We start from the raw sequence: 23441 nt of genomic DNA, 5'->3' as shown, positions 1-23441 counted from the left end.
CCATGTGGTGGGGGGTGGCCGCTGCACTGCTGGCGAACGTGCTCTACAGCGCGGGATTCGTCCTGGAGAAACGGGCGTTGTCGTCGCTGCCCGAGGTGAGCGTCCGCCGGCCCGCCCGGCTGCTGCGGCTGGTCCTCGGCAGCTGGCTGTGGATCGGCGGGTCCCTCGCCCTGGCGTCGGGCTTCGGCGCGCAGCTCGTCGTCTACCGCACCCTGCCGATCGCCGCCGCGCAGGGCATCTTCGTCTCCGGGCTCGTCATCCTCGTCCTGCTCTCCTCGGTCCTGCTCGGCGAGGAGACCTCCGGCCGTGAGCGGTACGCGCTCGGGGCGATCCTCCTCGCGCTCCTGATGGTGGTGCTGTCCCTGAAGGAGGGCTCCGACACGGTCAGCCGCAGCGCCCCCGCCCCGCTGATCCTGCTGGTCTGCGTACCGTCGCTGGCGCTGGGTGTCTGGCTGTACTCGTCGGCCGAGCGCCGCGCCCGCCACCGGCACCGCATGCCGACGACGGGTGTCGAGTACGGCGTGGCGGTGGGCCTGCTGTACGGGGTCAGTTCGCTGGCCATCAAGGGCGTGTCGAACCACCTCACCGGGAGCGGGTTCGGCGGCGCGGTGCTGGGCGTGCTGCGCTCCCCGTACCCGTATCTCCTGGTCTTCACCGGGGTGTTCGGCCTCGTCATGTCACAGGCGGCGCTGCAGCGCTGCCGGGCCTCGCTGATCGTGCCGGTCTGCACGACGGTGACCTGCCTGTTCACGGCGGTCCTCGGCACGGTCTCGTTCGGCGAGGCGCTGCCCGAGGATCCGCTGCGGCTGGCGCTGCGGATCGGCGGTACGGCGCTGGCGGTCTCCGTACTCCTCGCGATGCCCAAGCACGACCCACCGCCCACACCACAACCCTTATCCCCCACAAGGGAGTTGACCAGCCATGAACCCGGACGACCCGCTGCTGAAGATACTGGCGTGCCCGCTGGACAAGGGACCGCTGCATCTCCTCGGAAAGGAGACGGGGAGTACGCGGGACCCTGAGGCCGCCGAGGGCACCGAGGCCGCTCTCTACAACCCTCGGCTGCGGCGCCGCTATCCGATCGTGGACGGCATCCCGCAGCTCCTCCCGTCCTCCGGCGAGCAGGTGACGGACGACGAGCACGAGGACCTGCTGCTGCGGATCACCGGGGGCGACGACCTCGACGGCTCCCGCGGCGACCTCAGCGGCTCCAGCGGCGGGCCCCGGAAGCCGGGGTCGATGACGCCATGACCCTGGCAGCCCGTCTGGCCCCCTTCGTGCCGGTACGGCTGGTCGCCTCGGCCGCCCGGTTCGTCTATCCGCGCTTCGAGCCCGAACTGGCCCGGCTCGGCGAGCTCTGCCCGCCCGACTGCAGGACCGCGGTGGACGTGGGCGGCTGGTACGGCCCCTGGACCCGCCGTCTGTCGGCCCGGGCCCGCCGCGTGGTGACGGTCGAACCGGTCCCGCATCTGGCCCGGCTGATCACCGCCGCGACGCCCGGGAACGTACAGGTCGTCCGCGCCGCCGCGAGCGACCGGTCCGGCACGGCCCGTCTGTGGCTGCCGCCCGGCGACCAGGGCGACCGGGGCGTCTCCTCCCTGGTCCGGCGGGACATCCACGCCCGCGCCCTGGACGTCCCCTGCCTCACCCTGGACAGCCTGAACCTCCACGACGTCGGCTTCATCAAGATCGACGTGGACGGCAGCGAACTCGCGGTGCTGCGCGGGGCGGGCACCCTCCTCACCCGTGACCGCCCGGCCCTGTTCATCGAGCTGGAGGCCCGCATCCAGCCCATCGACACGGTCGTCTCCCACCTCGCCGAGCGGGGGTACGAGGGCTGGGTGCTGCCCGGTGACACCTGGCTGCCGCTGTCCTCCTTCGACCTGGAGGCCCACCAGGCGCGCGCCTCCCACGTGGTCTCGCAGGGCCTGCTGCGCCGGGTGCTGTTCCGGGGCCCGGGATACGTCCGGTACGTGAACTCGGTGCTCTTCCTCCCCGACGGCCGGTGCCCGGGCGGGCGGCACGCGCGGCAGGTGGGCCACGATGGGAGGCATGCCTCCCGCCAAGCCGGCTAGCGCCGGACCGTTCACCCCGCTCGACTTCCAGCTCGTCCTGCTGCGCCGTATGGCCGACCACAATCCGGACCTCGTGGAGGACGCCCGCCACACGCTGGGCGCCTCAGTCGCCGAGATGCGCGAGGCCAACCGGCGCTGGCAGGCGATGCGGCACGCGCCGAGAAGCCGGGGCGCGGTCACTCGCTACCGCTCGATCCTGGGCGACCCGGAGTCGGTGACGCCCCGGCGGATCGGCGATCTGTCCTGCGAGGCGTACCTGTGGCCGGTACCCCTCTGGCCGGACCTGCGCTTCGAGGTGCTGGTGGCGCCGGGCGGGGTGGCCTGGAACGAGTGGCTGGTCCGCGCGCCGGGTGCCCCCGCCCCGGAGCTGCGGTCGCTGTCCGACCTGACGCCGTGGTCGTGCACGGTCGACGAGGCCGCCCGCGCCTTCGCCCCGGCCAGACCGCTGGAGGGCTCGGCGCCGACGCGCTGGGGACTCGCGTTCACGGCACCGGAGGGCCCTGGTGGCACGGAAGGCACGGACGGCACGGACGGCACGGGTGGCACTGGCGGCCCGGACGGCGTACGGCGGGACTGCGTGGCGGAGTTCACCTGGGGGCTGCTGCAGCGCGTGGCGCTCCGCTGAGGACCCGCGGGACCCGGGGCCTTCCGGCTCGTCAGCGGGCGGCGGCCTCGACGACGGCCCGGGCGACGACCGGCACCGAGTCCTCGTGCAGGAAGAGGAAGAGATTGGGCTCGACGAGTTCCAGCTCCATGACGCGGGGCGCCCCGTCGTCGCCGTCCACCAGGTCCACGCGGGCGTAGAGCAGCTCCGGCGCACCAGGCACGGCGGCCAACGCCCGCTCGGCAACGGCGAGTTCGGCGGGGCTCGGCTGCCAGGCGCGCAGGTTCGGGTGCGGGACCTTCTTGTCGTCGAAGGCGGTGCCGGATTCGAGGACGGCCCCCTTGCGGATGGCGTGGAGAAAACGCCCCCCGAAGAACTGCAGGGCCCTCTCACCAGCCGTGTCGATGCTCCGCACGTACGGCTGCACGATCGCGGTCAGCCCTTCGGCGTGCATCCGCTCCAGCTGCCGTACGGCGGTGTCGTGCTCGTCGGGGGTGTAGCGGGCCGCGTACCGGGCCCCGGCCCCCGAGGTCGGCTTGACGACGTACTCGCGGTCGCCGGGCAGGTCGGCCGGGTCGCCGGGAGCGAGGTAGCGGGTGTCGACGACGGGCACACCGGCGGCGGCCAGGTCGCCCAGGTACCGCTTGTCGGCGTTCCACCGCACGACCTCCGGCGGGTTGGCGAGCGTCGTCGCGGCGCCGCACCGGTCGGCCCACGCCAGGAACTCGGCGGCCCGCCAGCTGTAGTCCCAGGTGGAGCGGATCAGGACGAGGTCGAAACCGCCCCACTCGACGTCGGGGTCGTCCCAGCACACGACGGCGACGTCCGCCCCGGCCTCCCGCACCGCGTCCGCGAGGACGGGCAGATCACGGTCGTACCCGGTGTCCCGTACCTCCTGGCAGGTGACCAGGGCGATGCGGGGTGTGGTGCGTGCCACGGGGGGGCTCCTCAGAAGATGGACCGACTCCGGTAATACCGGTCGCAGGCTAACAACCGCCCCACGGAGCGGCACGGGAATTAGAGGGCCGCTTGACCTTCACCTTCGGTGAGACCACACCATCGGTGTCGAAAGGGAGGAACGCCATGATGACGATCGGGGCCTTCTCGAAGGCATGCCGACTGTCGCCGAAGGCACTCCGGCTGTACGACGAGCTGGAGCTGCTGCGTCCCGCGCGGGTGGACCCGGAGACGGGCTACCGCTACTACGCGCCGGAGCAACTGGAGCAGGCACGCCTGGTGGCGTGGCTGCGCCGCCTCGGCATGCCGCTGGCCGAGATCCGCGAGGTCAGCACCCTGGAACCGGCGTCCGCCGCACGGGAGATCCGAGCGTTCTGGTCGCGGATCGAGAGGGAGACGGCCACACGCCGAGACCTGGCGTCCTTCCTGGTGACCCACCTCACGCCCTCTCTCCCGAGCAAGGAGACCACCATGCCCCCTGGCACTCCCGACACCCCTGCACCCACCCCCTCGCTGGAACTGCGGTACGCCGCCCTCTCCGACACCGGCCGGGTCCGCCCCGCCAACCAGGACACGGCGTACGCGGGCACGCGCGTCCTGGCGGTCGCGGACGGCTTCGGATCCGGGGGCGCGCCCGCGAGCGGCGCCGCCGTGGAGGCCCTGAAGTTCCTGGACGCCGAACCGCTGGCCGCCGGAAGCGTCCTCAACCTCCTGGAGGACGCGGTCCAGGGCGCCACGGACGCGGTGCGGGAGGTGGCGGGCCCGACGGACCCGGAGACCGGCACGACCCTCACCGCGATGGTGTGGACGGGCTCACAACTGGCGTTGGTGCACATCGGCGACTCGCGCGCCTACCTCCTCCGCGACGGCGAACTCTTCCGGATCACCCACGACCACACGGTGGTCCAGTCGCTGCTCGACGAGGGCCGCCTGACTCCGGAGGAGGCCACGTCCCACCCCCAGCGCACGCTGCTCGCGAAAGCCCTGACGGGCACCGGCGCAGCGCCCCCCGACATCCGCCTCCACGACGCCCGCCCCGGCGACCGCTACCTCCTGTGCTCGGACGGCCTCTCGACAACAGTCCCCGAGGACGTCATGAAACAGACCCTCAAAACATCCACAACCCCCTCCGAGGCAACCCACACCCTGATCACCAAGGCAAACAAAGCCGGCGCCCCGGACAACGTGAGCTGCGTGGTCGCACACATAACAACAACACCCCGACCACCCATATAAGGGGCACGGGGAACGGCGCAATCTTTTAGGGGCGCGGGGAACGGCGCGGCCAGCCCCCACCGCCCGCACCCGCCGAACACCCCGCACCCCCACCCCCGTGGACCTCGTGGGCCCCGTGGGCCCCGTGGGCCCCGTGGGCCTACCCAACCCCCGGCAACCGCCGCGGGGTAACCCGCTCCTCGACCGCCCGGTCACCGTCCCGCGTCACCACATACGCCCCCTTCCCCGGAACCTCCGCCACCGCCTCCACCAGCTCCGTCCCCCGGTACACCAGCCCCACCCCGTCGTCCGTGCAGTGCGTCGTGGGAAGCGTCCCGTCCGCCACGAGGTCGTGGATCAGGGGGCGGCGGCCCGCGTCGGAGTCGTAGTGCACCCCGTTGCCGTACGGCAGAAACCCCAACGCGTCGGTCACCGGCCGCAGTTCAGGCCCGAACGAGTCCGTCGTACCCCCCTCGAACCAGCAGATCGACCCCGCGCTGACCCCGCTCAGCACGACTCCGGACCGCCAGGCCCTGCGCAGGATGTCGTTGAGGCCGTGCACCCGCCACACCGCGAGAAGGTTGGCCACCGAGCCGCCCATGACCCACACGACGTCCTGCTCAAGGACGGCGCCTTCGACGTCGTCGAAGTTGGGCCTCGGGAAGAGGTTGAGAGGCACGAGGTCGAACCCCGCGACCCGCGCGGCCTCGGCCATCCGCGCCGCGAAGTGTTCGGCGTCCCCGATCGCCGTACCGACGTACATCACCCGGGGACGGCGCCCGTGCGCACCCGACAGTTCGACCGCGTGATGCACCAGCGCGTCGAACTCCACCATGGTCCGGGCACCCCAGCCCCGGTGGCCACCGGAGGTGGCAAGGATGGTCGGCGGCCTGGTGCCGGAGCCCGAACCGGAGCCCGAACCGGAGCCGGAGGCTGAGACTGAGGCGGATGCGGCGGGTTCGGACTCTGCTGCTGTGGACTCGGTCATGACGACCGATCCTAATCACGCCCGTCGGTGACCTCGCCGCTCACCGCCTCGCCGCTCACCACCACGCCCTCAGGTCCCCTGCCGCTCGCTGTCCTCGGGGTCCCAGTCCAGCAACCGCACCCGCGCCACCGTCTGTACGTGCCGCCGCATCGCCGCGGCGGCCCGCCCCGGCTGCTGGGCCACGATCGCGTCGAAGATCGCCCGGTGCTGGGTCAGGGAACGCGTCGGCCGCCCCGGCTGGCGCAGCGACTCGTGCCGGCTCTCGGTGATCTGGTCGGCGATGGAGCGCATGAACTCGGCGAGTATCGTGCTGTGCCCGGCGGCCGTGACCGCCGCGTGGAAGAGCCGGTCGCCCTCCACCCCGTGTCCGCCCGCCGTGATCTCGGCCCGCATGTGCGCGAGCGCGGAGTCCATGGCGGCCACGTCCTCGTCGGTGCGCCGCTCGGCGGCCAGCTCCGCGAGTTTGGTCTCCAGGGCCTCGCGCGCGTCGAGTACGTCGGGCAACCGGCGCCGCCGGTCGACGAGTTGCTCCACCGGTTCGGCGTCGAGGGTGTCGCGGAGCAGGTACGTGCCGCCGCCGTGGCGGACCTCGACCAGCCCCTGGACCTCCAGGACCACTATGGCCTGCTTCACGGAGGCGCGGCTGACCCCGAGCCTGGCCGCCAGATCGCGCTCGGGCGGCAGCCGGTCACCGGCACCGAGGCCGCCCTCGGCGGCGTAACTGCGCAGCCGGTCGAGGACCTGCTCGTACAGGCGCGGCTTGGACCCCATGGGCCGCAACGGGTCGGTCATGTCCGGTCTTCCCCCTTACCTCTCGATCTGGTGGATGAGTGGCTGAGCCAATTTACGTCATCTCTCTTGACGCTCTCCACCACGGCCGCCCAATGTGGTTCAGCCACTTGGCCACTCAGCCACTTGCCCGGTCGTACCGCCGCCCCCCACCCCGCCGCCGTACCCCCCTCCCCACTCGACAAGGGACCCAAAGACGGGAGCCCGTATGTCCGCCGAACTGATATCGATCCTCGTGCTCGTCGTGGTGTTCGTGATCGCCACCACCCGCTCCATCAACATGGGCGCCCTCGCCTTCGCCGCCGCCTTCGGAGTGGGCGAACTCGTCGCCGACCTCGACGCCGACAAGATCTTCGCCGGCTTCCCCGGCGACCTCTTCGTGGTACTCGTCGGCGTGACGTACCTCTTCGCGATCGCCCGCGCCAACGGCACGACCGACTGGCTGGTGCACGCCTCGATCCGGCTCGTGCGCGGGCGCGTCGTGCTGATCCCGTGGGTGATGTTCGTGCTGACCGGCGCGCTCACCGCGATCGGCGCGGTCAGTCCGGCCGCCGTCGCCATCGTCGCGCCGATCGCCCTGAGTTTCGCCGCGCGCTACTCCATCAGCCCGCTGCTGATGGGCGCGATGGTCGTGCACGGCGCCCAGGGCGGCGGCTTCTCCCCCATCAGCATCTACGGGTCGATCGTCAACGGCATCGTCGAGCGCGAGGACCTCCCCGGCAGCGAGATCGCCCTCTTCCTCGCCTCCCTCATCGTCAACCTCGTGATCGCCGCCGTGGTGTTCGTGCTGTTCGGAGGGCTGAAACTGAGCCGCGCCGAGGAGACCGACCGGCAGAAGGCCACAGAAGCCGACCGGGACGGCGACGAGGACGGGAAGAAGACGAAGGAAGAGGACAAGGACAAGGACAAGGACAAGGAGAAGGAGAACGGGGAAAGGCTGGTCCCCGACGACGACACCTCACGGCTCAACCCCGCCCGTATCGCCACCCTCGCCGCCCTCGTCGCACTCGTCGTCGCCGTGCTCGCCTTCGACCTGGACGCCGGGCTCACCTCCATCACCCTCGCCGTCCTGCTCAGCACCGCCTGGCCCGAGGACAGCCGCAACGCCGTCGGTCAGATCGCCTGGCCGACGGTCCTGCTGATCTGCGGTGTGCTGACGTACGTCGGTGTCCTCGACGAGATGGGCACGATCGACTGGGCGGGCGAGGGCGTCAGCGACATCGGCGTACCCCTGCTCTCGGCCGTCCTGCTCTGCTACATCGGCGCGCTGGTCTCCGCGTTCGCCTCCTCGGTCGGCATCATGGGCGCGCTGATCCCGCTGGCGGTGCCGTTCCTCGCGCAGGGCGAGATCGGCGCGATCGGCATGGTCGCGGCGCTCGCGGTGTCGGCGACCGTGGTGGACGTGAGCCCGTTCTCGACGAACGGCGCCCTGGTTCTCGCCGCGGCACCCGGTGTCGACCGGGAGCGTTTCTTCCGGCAGCTGATGATGTATGGAGGGATTGTGGTGGCCGTGGTCCCCGCCGTGGTGTGGCTCGCGCTGGTGGTACCCGACTGGGGGTGACCACCGGCACGCCCCGCCGGGTCCGGCACCCTCGTACGAACGACCGACGATCAAGGAGTACGCACGCGTGTCCTCTCTCTTCCCGGCCCTGACCGAGGCTCTGGCGGACCCGGACGGCACCGCCGCGCACCGGCCGGCCCTGCGCTTCGGCGACCGCTCCCTGACCTACGGCGAACTCGCGGCGACGGCCGCCCCGCTGGCAGCCCGTATCGGGGAGGCGGGCCGGATCGCCGTATGGGCCACGCCCACCCTGGAGACGGCCGTCGCCGTGGTCGCCGCGCTGCTGGCCGGTGTCCCCGCCGTGCCGCTCAACCCGAGGTCGGGCGGGAGCGAGCTGGGGCACATCGTGGCGGACAGCGCGCCGAGCCTGGTGCTGGCCGCCCCCGACGACCAACTCCCCGCCGCCCTGGCCTCCTTGGCGCGCGTCGACATCGACGTACGCGCCACGGGGCCGGCCACGTCCCCCGCCCCGGACGCGCGCCACCTCGCCGATGAGCTGCCCGCCCTCGTCGTCTACACCTCCGGCACCACCGGCCCCCCGAAGGGTGCCGTCATCCCCCGCCGGGCCGTCGCCACCACCCTGGACGCCCTCGCGGACGCCTGGCGGTGGACCGGCGACGACGTCCTCGTGCACGGCCTGCCCCTCTTCCATGTGCACGGCCTGATCCTGGGCATCCTCGGCCCGCTGCGCCGCGGCGGCTCCGTACGGCACCTCGGCCGCTTCGAGACGGCCGGCGTGACACGGGAGTTGAGCGGCGGGGCCACGATGTTGTTCGGGGTGCCGACGATGTACCACCGGATCGCGGAGTCCCTGCCCGACGACCCGGCGCTCGCGAAGGCGCTGGCGGGGGCACGGCTGCTCGTGTCCGGTTCGGCGGCCCTCCCGATGCACGACCACGAGCGGATCGCGCGGGCGACGGGCCGTCGGGTCATCGAGCGGTACGGGATGACCGAGACCCTGATGAACACCAGTGTCCGCGCCGACGGCGAGCCCCGCGCGGGCACGGTCGGCGTACCGCTGCCCGGCGTCGAGCTGCGGCTGACGGAGGAGGACGGCACGACGGCCGTGGAGGCGTACGACGGGGAGACCGTGGGCGAGATCCAGGTCAGGGGTGCGAACCTCTTCACCGAGTACCTGAACCGCCCCGACGCGACGGCGGCGGCGTTCACCGAGGACGGCTGGTTCCGCACCGGCGACATGGCGGTGCGCGACCCCGACGGATACGTACGCATCGTCGGCCGCAAGGCCACCGACCTCATCAAGAGCGGCGGCTACAAGATCGGGGCGGGCGAGATCGAGAACGCGCTCATCGAGCACCCGGGCGTACGGGAGGCCGCGGTCACGGGCGAGCCGGACGCCGACCTCGGCGAGCGGATCGTGGCGTGGATCGTGCCCTCCGACCCGCAAAACCCGCCTTCCACCGCAGAGTTGGCGGACCATGTGGCCGACCGTCTCGCCCCGCACAAGCGTCCCCGGGTCGTCCACCATCTCGACGCCCTGCCCCGCAACGACATGGGCAAGATCATGAAGCGTGCGCTGGCCCATGACTGAGCCGCCCGGGGCGCCCGAGGCCTCCCGGCGGTGCACGGCCCGCGAGGCGATCGCCCTGGTCGCCACCGACTTCACCGACTTCACCGACTTCACCGACTTCACGGAACTGCCCGCCCCCGACTCACCGGGCTCGTACGGGCCCGACGGCCCCCTGGCCTGGCAGGGGTACGACGCCTCGCGTGCCCGGGCCGCGGGCCGCACCGGCGAGGAGGAATCCGTCGTCTGCGGCACCGCCGCCATCGGCGGCGAGGACGGCGGTACGACCACGGCCGTGCTGATCGCCTTCGAGTTCGGGTTCCTCGGTGGTTCGCTGGGCGAGCGCACGGGCGACCGGCTGGAGGCCGCGCACACCTACGCGCGCGAACACCGCCTCCCGGTCGTCTCCCTCGTCGCGACGGGCGGCAGCCGTATGCAGGAAGGCATGCGCGCACTCGTCCAACTCCAGCGCGTGGCGCGGCAGTCGGCGCTCACCCGGGCGGCCCGGCTCCCCCAGATCGCCGTGCTGCGCGACCCGACCACGGGCGGCGGCTGGGCCACCCTGGGCGCGGGCGCCGATGTGATCCTCGCGCTGCCCGGCGCGCAGGTGGGCTTCGCGGGCTCGCGGGTCCGCCCGCCCGACGCCGACCCGGCCGCGTACACGGCCGAGGCGCAGTGCGCGGCGGGGGCGGTCGACGCGGTGGTGCCCGAGCGGGAGCTGCCGGCGGCGCTGGCGCTCTGGCTCCGGCTCCTGAGCAACCCGTCGACGGACCCCGTGCCGCCGCCCCCGGCGCTGGGCGACGCCGGTCTCCCGGCCACCGGCTGGGAGGCGGTACGCGCCGCCCGCGCTCCTCAACGACCGCGCGCCGAGGCCTACTTGGACGCCTTCCTCATCCATCGGGCGGCGATCAGCGGTGACCGCTGCGGCGGCAGCGACGAGGGCATGCTCTGCGGTTTCGGCGTCCGGGCGGAGGACGGCCGTACGGTCGCCTACGCGGCCCAGACCGGCACCGCCACGCGCCCCGCCGGCTATCGCACCGCCACCCGGCTGATCCGGCTCGCGGACCAACTCCGTATCCCCGTACTGACCTTGGTGGACACCCCGGGTGCCGCCAACGACGCGGAGGCGGAGCGGCAGGGCGCGGGGGCGGCGATCGCGGAGCTGTTCGGAGCGGTGGCAGCCGCGGAGACCCCGGTCACCACGCTGCTGATCGGGGAGGGCGGCTCGGGTGGTGCGCTGGCTCTCGCGGCCCCCGACAACACATGGGCCACGCCCGACAGTTACTTCTCCGTCATCGCCCCCGAACTCGCGGCTGCCATCCTCAAGCGCCCGGCGGCGGAGGTACGGGCCACGGCCGACCAACTCCACATTCGGCCGCAGGACTTGGTGGAGCTGGGGGTCGTGCGCGGAGTAGTGGAGCCGCTGCGGTCACCGGAGCCCTCAGCGTCACCGGCGCCACCAGCTTCGTAGCGCGGGCGGTGGGTAGTGGGGGTGGTGGGCGGCGTCCAGCATCCGCCCACCACCCGCTCCCGTCCCCCCACCACCCGCTCACCTCGCGGCTACCGCACGCCCACCGCCCGGATGATCTCCTGGCTCACCGAGCCGCCCCGGTCGTCGGCCGCCGAGGCCCGCAGCGACACGTACTCGGCGTCGCGCGGCACACGCAGAGTCCCCCGCCAGACGCCAGCGCCAGCGTCGGCACCGGACACCTTCACCGTCCGCCACGACTTGCCTTCGTCGTACGAGACTTCGAGGCTCGCCCCGCCGATGGTCCCGGGGGACGGAGCGTCCGCTGTCGGCCGCGGGTCGCTCCGGGCCGGCCGCGCAGTTCCCCGCGCCCCCGCGGAGTCGGCGGCGGCGTCCGTCACGTGCGAGGCACTGATGCTCACCGGCAGGCGGCTGCCGCCCCGTACCCGGCCCGCGAGGTCCGTGTCGATGTCGAAGCCCAGGTTGATCAGTGGGAGGGTCGTCCAGCGGTCCCCCGGGGTGGCCGCCGACCGGAAGGTCCACTCGGAGCGGCCCTTCACGGCGACCTCCCAGCGGTCCGCGTCCAGGGTCGTGTCCGTGACGACCTTGTACGTGTGCTCGTCGGCGGGCGCGTCCCAGACGTACGCACCGGAGCCGGTCCGCCGGTCGACCGACTCCCCGTCGAGGTAGACCTCGGTGAACTGCGTCATGCCGCTGCTCTCGTCCCACACGTTGCCGAAGCCGGTGTGGTCGGGCCCGGAGTCGCCCCAGCCGGGGACGTTGAACTGCAGTGTCGAGCCGGAGCGCTGCTGCCCCCAGCCGAGCCCGGTGCCGAGCCAGGGATGCCAGACCGGCCGGAACCAGTCGAGGTCCGCACTCGTACCCCCTCGGTAGCGGACGAGCCCGCTGCGCTGTTCCAGGTCCCCGGCGCCCATGGTGACGGACTCGTGCCAGAGCTGGCCGGGGCCCGTGGACACGTAGTCGGTCCGCTCGGCCGGGAAGTCGGCCCGTTCCTGGAAGCCGATGCCGACGGGGAACGAGTCGTCGGTGAGCGAGTACCGGAACTCACTGCCCGCGACGGGCTTCACCGCGTGGAAATCCGTGTCCAGCACGGCGAGTTGGCGGCGTGACGGCTCATAGGTGAGGTCACGCGCCGGGATGCTCCCCTTGTGGCCTTCCGAAAGGTCGTACGTGTAGGGCGTGTTGCGTGTCCCGTTCATCTCGGCCCGTCCCGCCGACCGCAGTCGCGCCGCGTCCGCCGCGTCGACGGTGGCGATCTGGAGCGGCCGGTCCGCGTTGTCGTCGGTGCCGAACCAGGCGTTGAGCCGCCCCGGGACGTCGTCCGTCACGAACAGCGCCTCGGCGCCCGCGTCCTGGGCGGCCTGGGCGATGCCGGAGGGCACCGCGCCCTCCTTCATCCGGATGAGGACGGCCTTGCCCCGCACGTTCCGCCCGCCGTAGTCGCCGGTGCCGACATCGACGAGCGGGAGCTTGCGGCGGCCCTCGACGAGCGTGCCCCCGGGCTGCACCACGGCCTCCCCGACGCCCCTGACCTCCAGCACCGGCTTCCCGAGCCGCCACACGGTCCGGTACTCGAAGCTGCCCTTCGTCACCTTCGCGGTGGGCGCCGCGAAGACACTGTCGTACTTGATGGGCACCTGGACGGCCCCGAACACGTCCGAGCCGTTCGCCGCCCGGGCGTACTCCATGAGCAGCTGCCGGGTCTCGGTACGCCGGTCGACGCGGGCCGCGATCTCCCTCAACCGGCTTCCGTCGAGCGTCACTTCACGGTCCCGGTCGAGTTCGATCTCGGGTGCCGCGAGGAAGCCGAGCCCGAGCGAGTCGGCGCCACGGCTGCCGCGCACGTCGAGGAAGGTGTTCAGGCTGTACGTGCCCGGCCGGAGCCGCAGTTCGACCGTGCCCGTCTCACCGACGTGCTCCGGGAACGGATCGACGCCCTCGGCGAGTCGCTGCACCACGAGGTCGGCGGCGGTGGCGTCGCCGTCCCGGTCCTTGACGTGGACGGTGAGGGTGTACCGCTCCTCCTCCTTGACCAGCCCGAAGGCGGTGTGCGCGACGGGCGTGCCGTCCGCAGTCGACGCCACGATCCGCCCGCTGGTGTTGCCCACCGGGGCCTTGCCGCCGTCCCCCGTCACGGTCGTGGCGGCGGTGCCGTGCGCGGGGACGGTCAGGGTGGAGTCGGCGAGCGTCGCGACCCCGTCGGGCACGCCCGCCACGGTCAGCCTCAACTCAACCGCTTTGTCGGCCGAGTTGGTGTAGGTGACGGTCCTGGTGACCGGCCGGTTGGACTCGTACGGCCAGCGGTAGTAGCCCAGATCGGCGCTCCCGGTGGCCGTGACCTCCGCCTTCACCGCGTCGGGCACACTCACGCGTCCGGCCCCCAAGACATAGGCGGAGGAGTCGAGTTGCCGGGACGTCGACATGAGCGCGTCCTTGAGCCGCGCGCCGGTCCAGTCGGGGTGCCGTTCGGCGAGGAGGGCGGCCACACCCGCGACATGGGGTGTCGCCATCGACGTACCGCTCATGGCGGTGTAGTCGCCGCTGCCCGCGGAGAGTTGGGAGCGGGCGGCGAGGATGTCGACGCCCGGGGCGGACAGGTCGGGCTTCAGGGCGTTGTCGCCGTGGCGGGGGCCCGCGCTGGTGAAGTACGCGGCCAGGTCCGCGGAGTCGACCGCGCCGACCGTCAGCGCGGAGTCGGCCGCGCCGGGCGAGCCGATGGACGAGGGGGCGCCGGTGTTGCCTGCGGCGACGACGAAGAGCGCGCCGGTCTCCTTCGTGAGCGTCTCGACGGCCTGGGCCATGGGGTCGGTGCCGTCGCTGGGCTCCGTCGACCCGAGACTCATGGAGACGACCGTGGCGCCGACGTCCCGCGCGGCCCATTCCATGCCCGCGATGATCTGCGACTCGCTGCCCGAGCCCTGGTCGCCGAGCACCTTCCCGACGGCGAGCGTGGCGCCGGGTGCTACGCCCTTCTCCTTGCCGCCGGACGCGGCGCCGCTGCCGCCGACGGTCGACGTGACGTGCGTGCCGTGGCCGTTGCGGTCGGCCACCTCTTCCCCTTCGATGAAACTCTTCGTCACGGAGACCCGCCCGGCGAGATCGGGATGGCCGACGTCCGCCCCGGTGTCCAGTACCGCGACGGTGACGCCCTTGCCGGTCAGCCCCGCCTCCCAGGCCTCCGGCGTACCGATCTGGGCGTTGCTTTCGGCCATCTCCGCACGGACGCGCCCGTCGAGCCAGACCTTGCCGATCCCGTCCGCGCCGAACCCGTCCGCCCCGAACCCGTCGTCGCCGGACCCGTCGTCGCCGGTCCCGTCCTGCCGGGTGAGGGCCTGCCAGAACGTACGCCCCTTGTCCGCCGCGACGGCGGCCCCGCGGATGCTGGGCAGCGCGCGGCTCCGCTCGGCTCCGCGCGGAGTCACCGCCCGCGCGCCCTTCTCGTACGTGACGATCAGGGGCAGCTCGTCGGTCTTCCGGTCGGTGAGGCCCTGGCGTATCAGCTCGTCCACGTCGAACAGCCGCCGGTCCAGGGTGCCCGCCCGCAGATACGGCAGCGCCTCGTCCGGTACGACGGTCAGGGCGCCGTTCGCTGTCTGCGTACGGACCGCGCCGGTCGCCCCCTTCGCCCGCTCGACGGTCACCGTCCGCCTGCCGCCGCCGAGTTCGGTGACGGTGACCCGGTCGCCGGTGACGAGGGTGACGGTGTGGGCGGCGGACGCGGTGGAGGTACGGGGCCGGGCGCCGGGGTCCTGCGCGTGGGCCCCGCCCGCGGGAAGGAGGGCGAGTACGAGCCCGGCCGACGCGAGCGCCGCCCCGTGTCTCGCGGATCCTCTGATGTTCATCCGTGCCCCTCGTCTCTGACCTTCTCGGAGCTTGCCGGGTCTGGTGGTGCCCAGGTGCTGCGAAGAGTGTCGGGGGGCCGGTGTCGCGGTGGCGCGGACGGAGCCTGGCGGGAAGCTGCCCTGGCGGTTTTCCGCCAGGTTGCGCCGAGCGAGCGGTGAACGACCGGTGGAAACCGCGACAGCGCCAAGTACCGTCCGTGACAATGAAGGTGCTCACCAGTGACGGACACGGGGGATGTGCGGTGCCATGGACGGATTAGTGGAGTTCAAGACCGATGACGGGGCCGTGGTCGTCGTCGAGGGAGCCGAGGACGAGTCGGGTTCCCGCCTGGTGGCCCGGGCGGACGGTACGGTCGCGGCGACCCGCACCTTCGAGGGCTCGCTGGAGGGGGTACGGGCCGCCGCCGGCGCCGCGCTCCGCGTGTTCAGGGACGGTTCGCTGAAGCCCGACTCCGTGGAGATCGAGTTCGGCGTCAAACTCACGGCGGAGGCGGGCGCGTTGATCGCGAAGAGCGCGGTCGAGGGCCACCTCGTGGTCAAGCTCGCCTGGTCGCCCGAGCGCCCGGCCGACCTCCCGGATCCCGCCTCCGCGGCCCCCGCAACCCCCGCCACCCCCGCCGTCCTCGCCCCACCCGAGTCCGCCCCCACTTCCCCGGAGACCACCCCGCGCCCATGAGCAGCGCTTCCTGGCACGCGAGAATCAGCTGCGGGCGGGACACCGGTGCCGGTTTCCTCGTCACCGAGCGGCACGTTCTGACCTGCGCCCATGTCGTGGCGCGCAGGGACACCGACTCGGTCGCGGTGTCCTTCGCGCACGGTGGCTACGAGGAGATCCCCGCCCGGGTGGTCGCGCACGGCGGCTGGGACGGCCGCGAGAGCGACCCGGGCGATCTGGCCGTACTGGAGCTGGACCGGCCGGTGCCGCTGAAGCCGGCGGAGTTCGCGACGCCGACCGACGCGTACGGGGATCCGCCGCGCAGGCTCCTCGCCTACGGCTTCCCCAAGCGGTACGACGAGGGGACGCTCGCCGAATACCGGGCCACCGCGCGGCAGTTGATCGCCGGCGAGTGGGTCCAGCTGGAGTCGTGGGCCGCGCACGGGCAGCCGCTCGCGCCGGGGTTCAGCGGCGCGGCCGTGACCCTCGCGGACACCGGCCGGGTCGTGGGCATGGTCTCGGCCGCCGCCCGCAGCCCCGAGATCCGCAACGGCCGGATGCTCCCCGCCCAGGTCATGGCCCGCTACTGGCCCCGCCTGGCGGACCTGATCCCGACCCCGGACTACGACCAGCAGCAGAAGGAACACCTGAGACACCTACTGCGACAACTGGACCAACCAGCCTCCGCAGCCCCCGCTCCCACCGGCGCCCCGGAATACGGTCCCGAACGGCTGTACCAGGACGCCGTAGGCCCCCTGGGCCCCCCGCTCCCTCCCCACCGCTTCACCTCCCTCTGGGACGCGGCCTGGTACCTCCTCTCCGAGGTACCGGACCCGGCCGCCGTCACCCGCTTCACGGCCCGCCTCGCCGACTTCGTGGACGACGCCCCCACCCGGACCGCCCTGCGCGCCTGGCCCTCGGCGCCGCAGGCCCACCGTCCCGACCCGGCCCCCGGAAGACCCTCGCGCGGGGCCGCCCGCGACGCCGCGCACACCTGGTCGCCGATCCTCGTCGAGATCGCGCCCAGCGGCTCCGGCGACGGGTCCTTCCTGGTGGAGGTGTCCGCGTACAACGGCGGGCACCGGCGGGTGGTGGGCTCGCGCCGCCTCCCGGTCGACCGGGTACGCCCGTACACACTGGAGCGGATCGACGAGGCGTACCGCGAACTGTCGGTCGGAGCCCGCGAGTTGCTGGCCTTCGTGCTGCCGCGCCGCTGGCTCAACACGGACGTGGCGCACTGGCAGCGCAGCGCGGACGACGACAGCCCGCTCGGCTCCTTCGCACCGCTCGTCGTGCTGGACCTGGAGCGTCGGCGCAGCGGCGGTCTGCAGCACAAGCTCCGGCAGAAGTGGCAGTACCTGGACGAGCGGCCGGCGGCCCGGCTGCACCGTATCGACTGCTGGTCGGTCGGCCAGGACCAGGTGAAACTGACCATCGGGCTGCGCCGCGACGCCGACATGGTGGGTTTCGCCACGCCGCCGCGCGCGGACCGGGTCCGGCGACTGTTCCAGGCGAGCCTGAACGCGGCGGTGCCGGTGATGCTGTGGCCGCGCACCGGCTGCCGGGGCGAGCACCGGTGCGGGGAGTCGGGTGACTGCCGGGGCGCGGAGTTCCTGGACCGCCTCGCCGAACACCTGGCGAAACTGCCGCCCCGCGAACTGCCGCGCTTCGTGCACGAGTTGCGCGAGACGGCGTACGCATCCGACGCCCCGGAGCCGCACTGGGCGTACGACCTGGCCCTGCTGTGGGAGGACCCCGAATGCCTGCCTGATCCCACCGGCTACCTGCACAACCCGGTCGGCTAGACCACGCCGAACAGACGCACAGCCCTGCTGAACAGACCACCGAAGCCAGAACCGCACAACGGAAGCCAGAACCGCACATCGGAACACGTTCGGAGAGACCATGTCCCTGTGGCCCGTCTACACGGGAGCGAGCGAGCCCCACGACGGCATCGCCGAGCTGCCCGCGCCGCCGCCCTGGCGTGACTTCGACGGCGGCCCGGAGCTGGCGACGCCCGCCGAGGATGACGACGCGTCGGCCACGTCGCCGGACCGCCGGCACCGGGCTCGCACGTACCGCGCCACGGACCGCGCCGTGCAGCTCGTCAACGCGGCCCTCTATCTGCGCAGGCCGCTCCTGGTGACGGGCCCGCCGGGCAGCGGGAAGTCGAGCCTGGCGTACGCGGTGGCGAGGGAGTTGCGGCTGGGCCCCGTCCTCCGCTGGAACATCACCAGCCGCACGACGCTGCACAACGGCCTGTACCAGTACGACCCGCTGTCCCGCCTGTACGCGGCCGCACGCGACGCCCGTCCCGACTCCGCGGCCGGCCCCGTGCTCCCGGAGGACAGCGAGCTGCAGGACCATCTGCGGCTCGGACCGCTCGGCACGGCGCTCCTCCCGTACGGCCGTCCGCGGGCGCTGCTGATCGACGAGATCGACAAGAGCGACCTGGACCTGCCGAACGACCTCCTCAACATCCTGGAGGAGGGCCAGTACGAGATCCCCGAGCTGGTCCGCTCCGCCCGGCACACCCCCACGGCCGAGGTCATGATCGACGGCACGGACGAACGGGTCGGGGTCTCGCGCGGCCGGGTCCGCTGCCGGGCCTTCCCCTTCGTGGTCCTGACCAGCAACGGCGAACGCGAGTTCCCGCCGGCCTTCCTGCGCCGCTGCGTGCGCCTCGAACTCCACCAGCCCCGCGCCGCCCACCTGGAACACATCGTCCGCGCCCACCTGGGCGAACCCGACGCATACGCCCGCGCCCTGATCGAGCGCTTCCTCTCCCGCGGAACCGAAGGCGAACTGGCCACGGACCAACTCCTCAACGCGATCTACCTGACGGGCGTAGCAGGCACAGACGCCACATCCCGCAACGACCTGGCCGACCAACTAATGCCCTACCTAAGCCACCCAGGAGAAGAACCGGATGCGTTCTGACCCTGAGACGGGCGAGGGCGGAGCCGCTGCGGGAGCCGCAGGCAACGCGGGCCCCACGGACGCTGCGGGCGGCGCGGCGGACACGGCCGACGCGGGCGGCACGGGCGCTGCGGGTGGCACGGGCGCTGCGGGTGGCACGGGCTGCGCGGGCAGCACGGGCGGTACGGACACTGCGGACGGTATGGGCAGCGCGGGCGGCACAGACAGCCCGGGCGCCACGGACGGCACGGGAGCCGCAGGGGGCACGGGAGCTGCGGCCAGCGGGGTCAGCGCGGCCGGCACAGGTGGCACGGACAGCACGGGCGCCGAAGGCGGGGCGGGCGCTGCGGGTGACCTGGGCGCCACGGGAGCCGCAGGCGGCACGGGCAGCGCGGACGGCACGGGTGCCGCAGGCAGCACAGGTGGCACGGGCGGCACGGATGCCGCTCGCGCCACAGGCGTCGCCCTCCTCGCCGGCCTGCTCGCTCAAGCGCGCAGCGGCCCGGTGCCCACCGCCGTCGAGTTGGCCGAAGTCCTCTGGCTGGCGGCCCATATCCCGCCCCCCGAGACACCCGCTCCCCCGCCCCGCCCCACGGCATCCCCCGCCACGGACCGGCCGCACTCTCCCGAGGCGGCCACCCCGACCGACCTGAGGGGCGCGGGGAACCGCGCGGCCGGCCCCAGCGGACCCGCACCCGAGATCCCGGCCCGCCCCGAGCCTTCGGACACCCGCGTCCCCCTCCGCCTGCCAGGCCCCGGCCCCGGCACACCGACCGGCGGCCGGGAGGCGCAAGGCCCCTTCACCTCCCTCCTCGCCCCCGCACCCCCGATGCTCCCCCACCCCCTCACCCTCCAACGAGCCCTCCGCCCCCTCAAGCGAAGCGTCCCCGCCCCGGTCGGCCAGGAACTCGACGAGGCGGCCACAGCGCACCGCATCGCCCGGCTCGGAGCCGCACCCCAGTGGTGGCTGCCCGTGCTGCGGCCGATGACCGAGCGCTGGCTGACCCTGCACCTCGTGCACGACACCGGCCCGACGATGCCCGTCTGGCGCCCGCTCGTACGCGAACTGCACACCGCACTCGCACAGTCGGGCATCTTCCGCACGGTGGAACTGCACCGGCTGGAAGCCGACGGCACGGTACGCCGCCCCGGCTCGCAGGAGTCGTTCGCCGACGGCCGTACGGTCACCCTCCTCCTCAGCGACTGCATGGGCCCGCAGTGGCGGGACGGCCCGCCGGGCGCCCGCTGGTACGGCACACTGCGCCGCTGGTCGGCCCGGATGCCGGTCGCCCTGGTCCAGCCGCTGCCGGAACGCCTGTGGCGCACCACCGCCCTCCCGGCCACGACCGCGCGGATCACCGCACCGGGCCCGGCGACGCCCAACTCCTCGTACGCCGTCGACTCGTACGCGCTGGAGGACCTGCCACACGGCATCCTCCCCCTCCCCGTACTGGAGGCCTCGGCACCCTGGCTGGCGAACTGGTCGTCCCTGGTCGCGGGCGGCGGCCGACTACCGGGCGCCGTAGGCCTGTTGGGGACCGGCCCGCCACCCGCACCGGTCGACGAGCACGGCCTCAGCGACGTCGAGCGGCTCTCCGCCGAGGAACTGCTGCTGCGCTTCCGCTCCCTCGCCTCCCCGGAGGCCTTCCGGCTGGCCGGTCATCTGGCCGTCGGAGCAACGGAGTTGCCGGTGATGCGGCTGGTCCACGCGGCGATCGAGCGGCACCCCCGGCCCCAGCACCTGGCCGAGGTCATTCTCAGCGGCGCGCTGATCGCGCTCCCGGGGGCGACGGGATCATACGTCTTCCGGCCCGGTGTACGGGAGCTGCTGCGCCGCACCCTGCCCCGCTCCGCGTACGGCCGCACCTCCGAACTCCTGTCCCGCGTGGGCGCGTTGATCGACGAACGGGCCGGCCTGTCGGCCGGTGAGTTCCGCGTGCTCGCCCCGGGCGGCAGGGGTACGGGCCCCGGGGGCGAGGAGGCTGCGGGCGAACCGTTCGCCGCCGTGCGGGAGGAGTCCGTACGGCGGATGGGCGGCCCGCCCTCGAAGAGCACCGCGGAACTCGTGCTCGGCAGATACCGGCTCGAACGCCCCCTGGGCCCGGGCACACACGTGACGCACGCCCACGCCCGGGACACCCGGCTCGACCGGACGGTCACGGTGCACCGGTACACCGTCGCGCCGGAACGGCGGCAGCGGTTCCTGGAGACCGCGCGGACCCTCGCGGGCGTGGAGCACCCGAATGTGCTCGCCGTGCACGACTACGGCTTCGATGACGGCTTCGAGGACGGCACCGCGTACCTGGTCACGGAGTTCATGGAAGGACTCACCGTCGCGGAACTCACCGCCGAGGGCGGCTTCCAGCTCCCCTTCACCCTGCTCGCACCCCTGGCCCAGCAGGTCGCGCAAGGTCTGAAGGCGCTGCACGCACACGGCGTCGTACAGGGCGGACTCACCCCCCACAGCCTGCTGCTGCGCCCGGACGGCACCGTACAGATCTCGCCCCTCGCGCAGATCTCGCCCCCCGCGCAGATCTCATCCCGCGCGCAGATCTCGCCCCACGCGTCGGCGGCGGACGATACGCGGGGCGAATCGAAAGACTTGGAGGACCTCGGACACCTGCTGCGCGAACTGGCCGAGGGAGAGCCGCCCGGCGAGCTGGGCGGCGTTCCGGGTGAGTTCCGGTCGGGGTTCGACGACGCCGTCCGGCCCCTCGTCGCCACGGACCTGGCGACCCAGCGCCGCGGCAGGGACCTGTTCCTGACCCCGTCCTACTCCCGGCTGCTGGACGCCGTCACCGCACACGAGTACCGCTATCGGCTGCTGGGACCCGTACGGATCAGCCGGGGGCGCCGGACCCTGCCCGCCAACTCCCCGCGCGAACAGGCCCTGCTCAGCATGCTGCTCCTCTGGCACGGCCGGACGGTGACGTACGACGAACTGACGGCCGGCCTGTGGGGACAGCGCCCTCCCCAGCGCGCCGGACGACTCCTGGCCACGTACGCGGGGGGACTGCGCGACACCCTCGGCCCCGGGGTAGTGGCCACCACCGCCGACGGCTACGCCCTGTACGCGACCCCGCACACCATCGACGTGAACCGCTGCCAGGAACTGATCGCCGCGGCGAAGTCCCGCCGGGACGCCGGAGATCCGACCGAGGCCCGCGACGCCGTCCAGCGCGCGCTCGACCTGTGGGACGGCCACCCTGTCGACGACGTTCCCGGGCCCGCCGCGGAGACGACCCGCACCCGCCTGCGCGCCCTGCGGCTCACGCTCTGCGTCACGCGCGCCGAACTCGACCTGGAACTGGGCCGGTTCGAGCAGGCCGCCGCCGACCTCGGCGATCTGCTCCGCTTCCACCCCGACCGCGAGGACTTCCGGCGCCTGCACATGCTCGCCCTCAAGGGCCAGGGCCGCGTCGCCGAGGCCATCGACTCGTACGAGGCGTACGAGGAGCTGCAGGACCGGCAGTTCGGCGAGCCCGACCCCACGCTGCTGGAGCTGTACCGCGAACTGCGGGCCGCCCCCGACGACAACCGGCCGACCGTCACCATGGAGTTCACGGAACCCGGCGGCCACCGGGGAGCCCACAGCACGCTCTCCCACACCATGGCCTGGCTGCTCTCGCTGAGCGGTCTGACCTCCGACCAGTACGACATGCAGGCCGTCGACAACGGCTACCTCGTCCTCACCTCGCCCGGGGCATCCGTGCTGAACGTGCTGACCGCGACGCTGCGCGATCTGCCCGACATCCTCCTGGAGGTACCGGACCCGCCCAGGATCCGGCTGACGTTCTGGCACACCGCGCGCCCTCCCCTCACCACCCCGCTGCCCCCCTCTCTGGAGCAGTCGGACATCGCCGTGGTCGTCTCCCCCGTCCTCTACGAGGAGCTGACGAGCGGTGACGTCCCGGTGGGCCCGGTCCACTTCCGGCCCCTGCGTCCCGAGGGCGACGACGGGCCGCCCCTCGCCTGGTCCTGCCGTCTGGAGATCCCGGACCGCGTTCCGGACCCTCCCCCGGGGCAGCGCGACCTCGTACGCGGCCCGTTCAGCACCCGCCGCCGGGTGTCGATCCCCCTCCCCGAGCCGGGGCGCACCGCCGTGGTGTTCCAGCCGCCCGACGGCGCACTGGCGCTCTTCGACCCCGACGCGTTCAGCGGTACGCCCACGTCGGGGCCCCGCCTCACGTACTACGAGGTCGACCTCACCACGCGGCAGGCCAGCCACGAGCTGTCCCTGCCCAGTTCGGGCGGTGGTGCCTTCACCGCGTCCGTCGAGCTGTCCTGGCACGTCGACGACCCGGTGGCCTTCGTGCACGGCGAGACCGCCAACGTGTCCGAACGGCTCCTGGACCACCTGCTCAGGGAGGCGCGCCGCATCACGCGCCGCCATCCGCTCCGGCGCGCGGGCGCGGCCCAGCACGCGCTGCACAGCGGGTTACGCGGGTGGCCGGTGCCGGGGCTCTCGGTGGCGTGCTCGATCCGCCTGACCCCCGAGGGCGAACCACCCCCCACCCACGATCCGAAGACCCCACCGCCCCCCGAGACCGCGTCACCGTCCGAGACACCTTCTCCACCCGAGGCCGCCTCACCATCCGAGACCACCCCACCGTCCGAGACACCCTCTCCACCTGAGACACCCTCGCCGTCCGAGACAGCCCGACAGTCCGGGGCCGCCGAACGGTCCGGGACCCCGCACCGGTCCCAGTCCCCCCGTCGCCCCGAGGCCACCCTCCCCGCGCCCGCCCAGCCGCCCGCGACCACCCGGCAGGCCGCGCCCCCTCGGCAGGCCGACGTCGCGCGGTCGGCCGGGCCGGCG

The 23441-nt window shown here is 73.1% G+C and carries 16 protein-coding genes; 12 read left to right on the top strand and 4 right to left on the bottom strand.

What is annotated here, in order from left to right; translation table 11 throughout:
* Window positions 1-2 precede the first annotated feature (2 nt).
* Genes IE278_RS31800 through IE278_RS31785 form a run of 4 tightly spaced genes read left to right on the top strand, consistent with a single transcriptional unit; the run spans window position 3 to window position 2700 of the window.
* Window positions 3-1022 carry a DMT family transporter gene (locus tag IE278_RS31800; protein ID WP_189777126.1) on the top strand — a complete coding sequence of 340 codons (1020 nt, stop codon included), beginning with the start codon at window positions 3-5 and terminating at the stop codon, window positions 1020-1022.
* Entirely contained in the window at window positions 922-1251 is a 330-nt protein-coding gene (locus IE278_RS31795; protein WP_189777123.1) for a Trm112 family protein, read from the top strand. The genes IE278_RS31800 and IE278_RS31795 overlap by 101 nt, the downstream gene beginning before the upstream one ends.
* Complete coding sequence (locus IE278_RS31790) at window positions 1248-2075, top strand: FkbM family methyltransferase (protein WP_189777121.1); 828 nt, start codon at window positions 1248-1250, stop codon at window positions 2073-2075. The genes IE278_RS31795 and IE278_RS31790 overlap by 4 nt, the downstream gene beginning before the upstream one ends.
* Window positions 2044-2700, top strand: coding sequence for a hypothetical protein (locus IE278_RS31785; protein ID WP_189777120.1), 657 nt, complete (start codon window positions 2044-2046; stop codon window positions 2698-2700). Before IE278_RS31790 ends, IE278_RS31785 begins: the two co-directional genes overlap by 32 nt.
* 31 nt (window positions 2701-2731) lie before the next feature.
* Here IE278_RS31785 and IE278_RS31780 read toward each other — a convergent pair whose 3' ends face one another.
* Entirely contained in the window at window positions 2732-3616 is an 885-nt protein-coding gene (locus IE278_RS31780; RefSeq protein ID WP_189777118.1) for an ATP-grasp domain-containing protein, read from the bottom strand.
* Between the two features lie 146 nt (window positions 3617-3762).
* On the opposite strand from IE278_RS31780, the gene IE278_RS31775 reads away from it, so the two are divergent.
* Entirely contained in the window at window positions 3763-4872 is a 1110-nt protein-coding gene (locus IE278_RS31775) for a MerR family transcriptional regulator (RefSeq protein WP_189777116.1), read from the top strand.
* Window positions 4873-5011: 139 nt separating this feature from the next.
* Here IE278_RS31775 and IE278_RS31770 read toward each other — a convergent pair whose 3' ends face one another.
* Window positions 5012-5686 carry a Type 1 glutamine amidotransferase-like domain-containing protein gene (locus IE278_RS31770; protein WP_189777265.1) on the bottom strand — a complete coding sequence of 225 codons (675 nt, stop codon included), beginning with the start codon at window positions 5684-5686 and terminating at the stop codon, window positions 5012-5014.
* 222 nt (window positions 5687-5908) lie between these two features.
* Window positions 5909-6631 carry a FadR/GntR family transcriptional regulator gene (locus IE278_RS31765; RefSeq protein ID WP_189777114.1) on the bottom strand — a complete coding sequence of 241 codons (723 nt, stop codon included), beginning with the start codon at window positions 6629-6631 and terminating at the stop codon, window positions 5909-5911.
* A gap of 205 nt (window positions 6632-6836) precedes the next feature.
* Between IE278_RS31765 and IE278_RS31760 the strand changes: the two genes are divergently transcribed.
* From IE278_RS31760 to IE278_RS31750, 3 genes are all read left to right on the top strand, one after another.
* The gene (locus IE278_RS31760) at window positions 6837-8189 is read left to right on the top strand and encodes an SLC13 family permease (protein WP_189777112.1); all 1353 of its coding nucleotides are present in this window, start codon (window positions 6837-6839) and stop codon (window positions 8187-8189) included.
* 67 nt (window positions 8190-8256) lie between these two features.
* On the top strand, window positions 8257-9741 hold the full coding sequence (locus IE278_RS31755) for an acyl-CoA synthetase (RefSeq protein ID WP_189777110.1): 1485 nt from the start codon (window positions 8257-8259) through the stop codon (window positions 9739-9741).
* On the top strand, window positions 9734-11188 hold the full coding sequence (locus IE278_RS31750; RefSeq protein WP_189777108.1) for a carboxyl transferase domain-containing protein: 1455 nt from the start codon (window positions 9734-9736) through the stop codon (window positions 11186-11188). The genes IE278_RS31755 and IE278_RS31750 overlap by 8 nt, the downstream gene beginning before the upstream one ends.
* Window positions 11189-11277: 89 nt before the next feature.
* Here the strand turns inward: IE278_RS31750 and IE278_RS31745 are convergent, their stop codons facing one another.
* Window positions 11278-15048 carry a S8 family serine peptidase gene (locus IE278_RS31745; RefSeq protein ID WP_189777106.1) on the bottom strand — a complete coding sequence of 1257 codons (3771 nt, stop codon included), beginning with the start codon at window positions 15046-15048 and terminating at the stop codon, window positions 11278-11280.
* A 247-nt stretch (window positions 15049-15295) separates the two neighbouring features.
* Here IE278_RS31745 and IE278_RS31740 point away from each other — a divergent pair, with 247 nt between their 5' ends.
* The 4 genes from IE278_RS31740 to IE278_RS31725 form a co-directional block, all read left to right on the top strand.
* Window positions 15296-15724 carry a CU044_2847 family protein gene (locus tag IE278_RS31740; RefSeq protein ID WP_220451693.1) on the top strand — a complete coding sequence of 143 codons (429 nt, stop codon included), beginning with the start codon at window positions 15296-15298 and terminating at the stop codon, window positions 15722-15724.
* Complete coding sequence (locus IE278_RS31735; RefSeq protein ID WP_189777104.1) at window positions 15721-17508, top strand: VMAP-C domain-containing protein; 1788 nt, start codon at window positions 15721-15723, stop codon at window positions 17506-17508. Before IE278_RS31740 ends, IE278_RS31735 begins: the two co-directional genes overlap by 4 nt.
* Window positions 17509-17608: 100 nt before the next feature.
* A complete protein-coding gene (locus IE278_RS31730) occupies window positions 17609-18643 on the top strand; it encodes an AAA family ATPase (protein WP_189777102.1) in 1035 nt (344 codons plus the stop codon).
* The coding region (locus tag IE278_RS31725) for an SAV_2336 N-terminal domain-related protein (protein WP_189777100.1) at window positions 18633-23441 on the top strand (4809 nt) is incomplete at its 3' end. The genes IE278_RS31730 and IE278_RS31725, both read left to right, overlap by 11 nt.

This window comes from Streptomyces tauricus (assembly GCF_014650955.1).
Classification (GTDB): Bacteria; Actinomycetota; Actinomycetes; order Streptomycetales; family Streptomycetaceae; genus Streptomyces; species Streptomyces tauricus.
The sequence above is the reverse complement of the archived record's forward strand: the minus strand, read 5'-3'. Positions and strand labels throughout refer to the sequence as shown.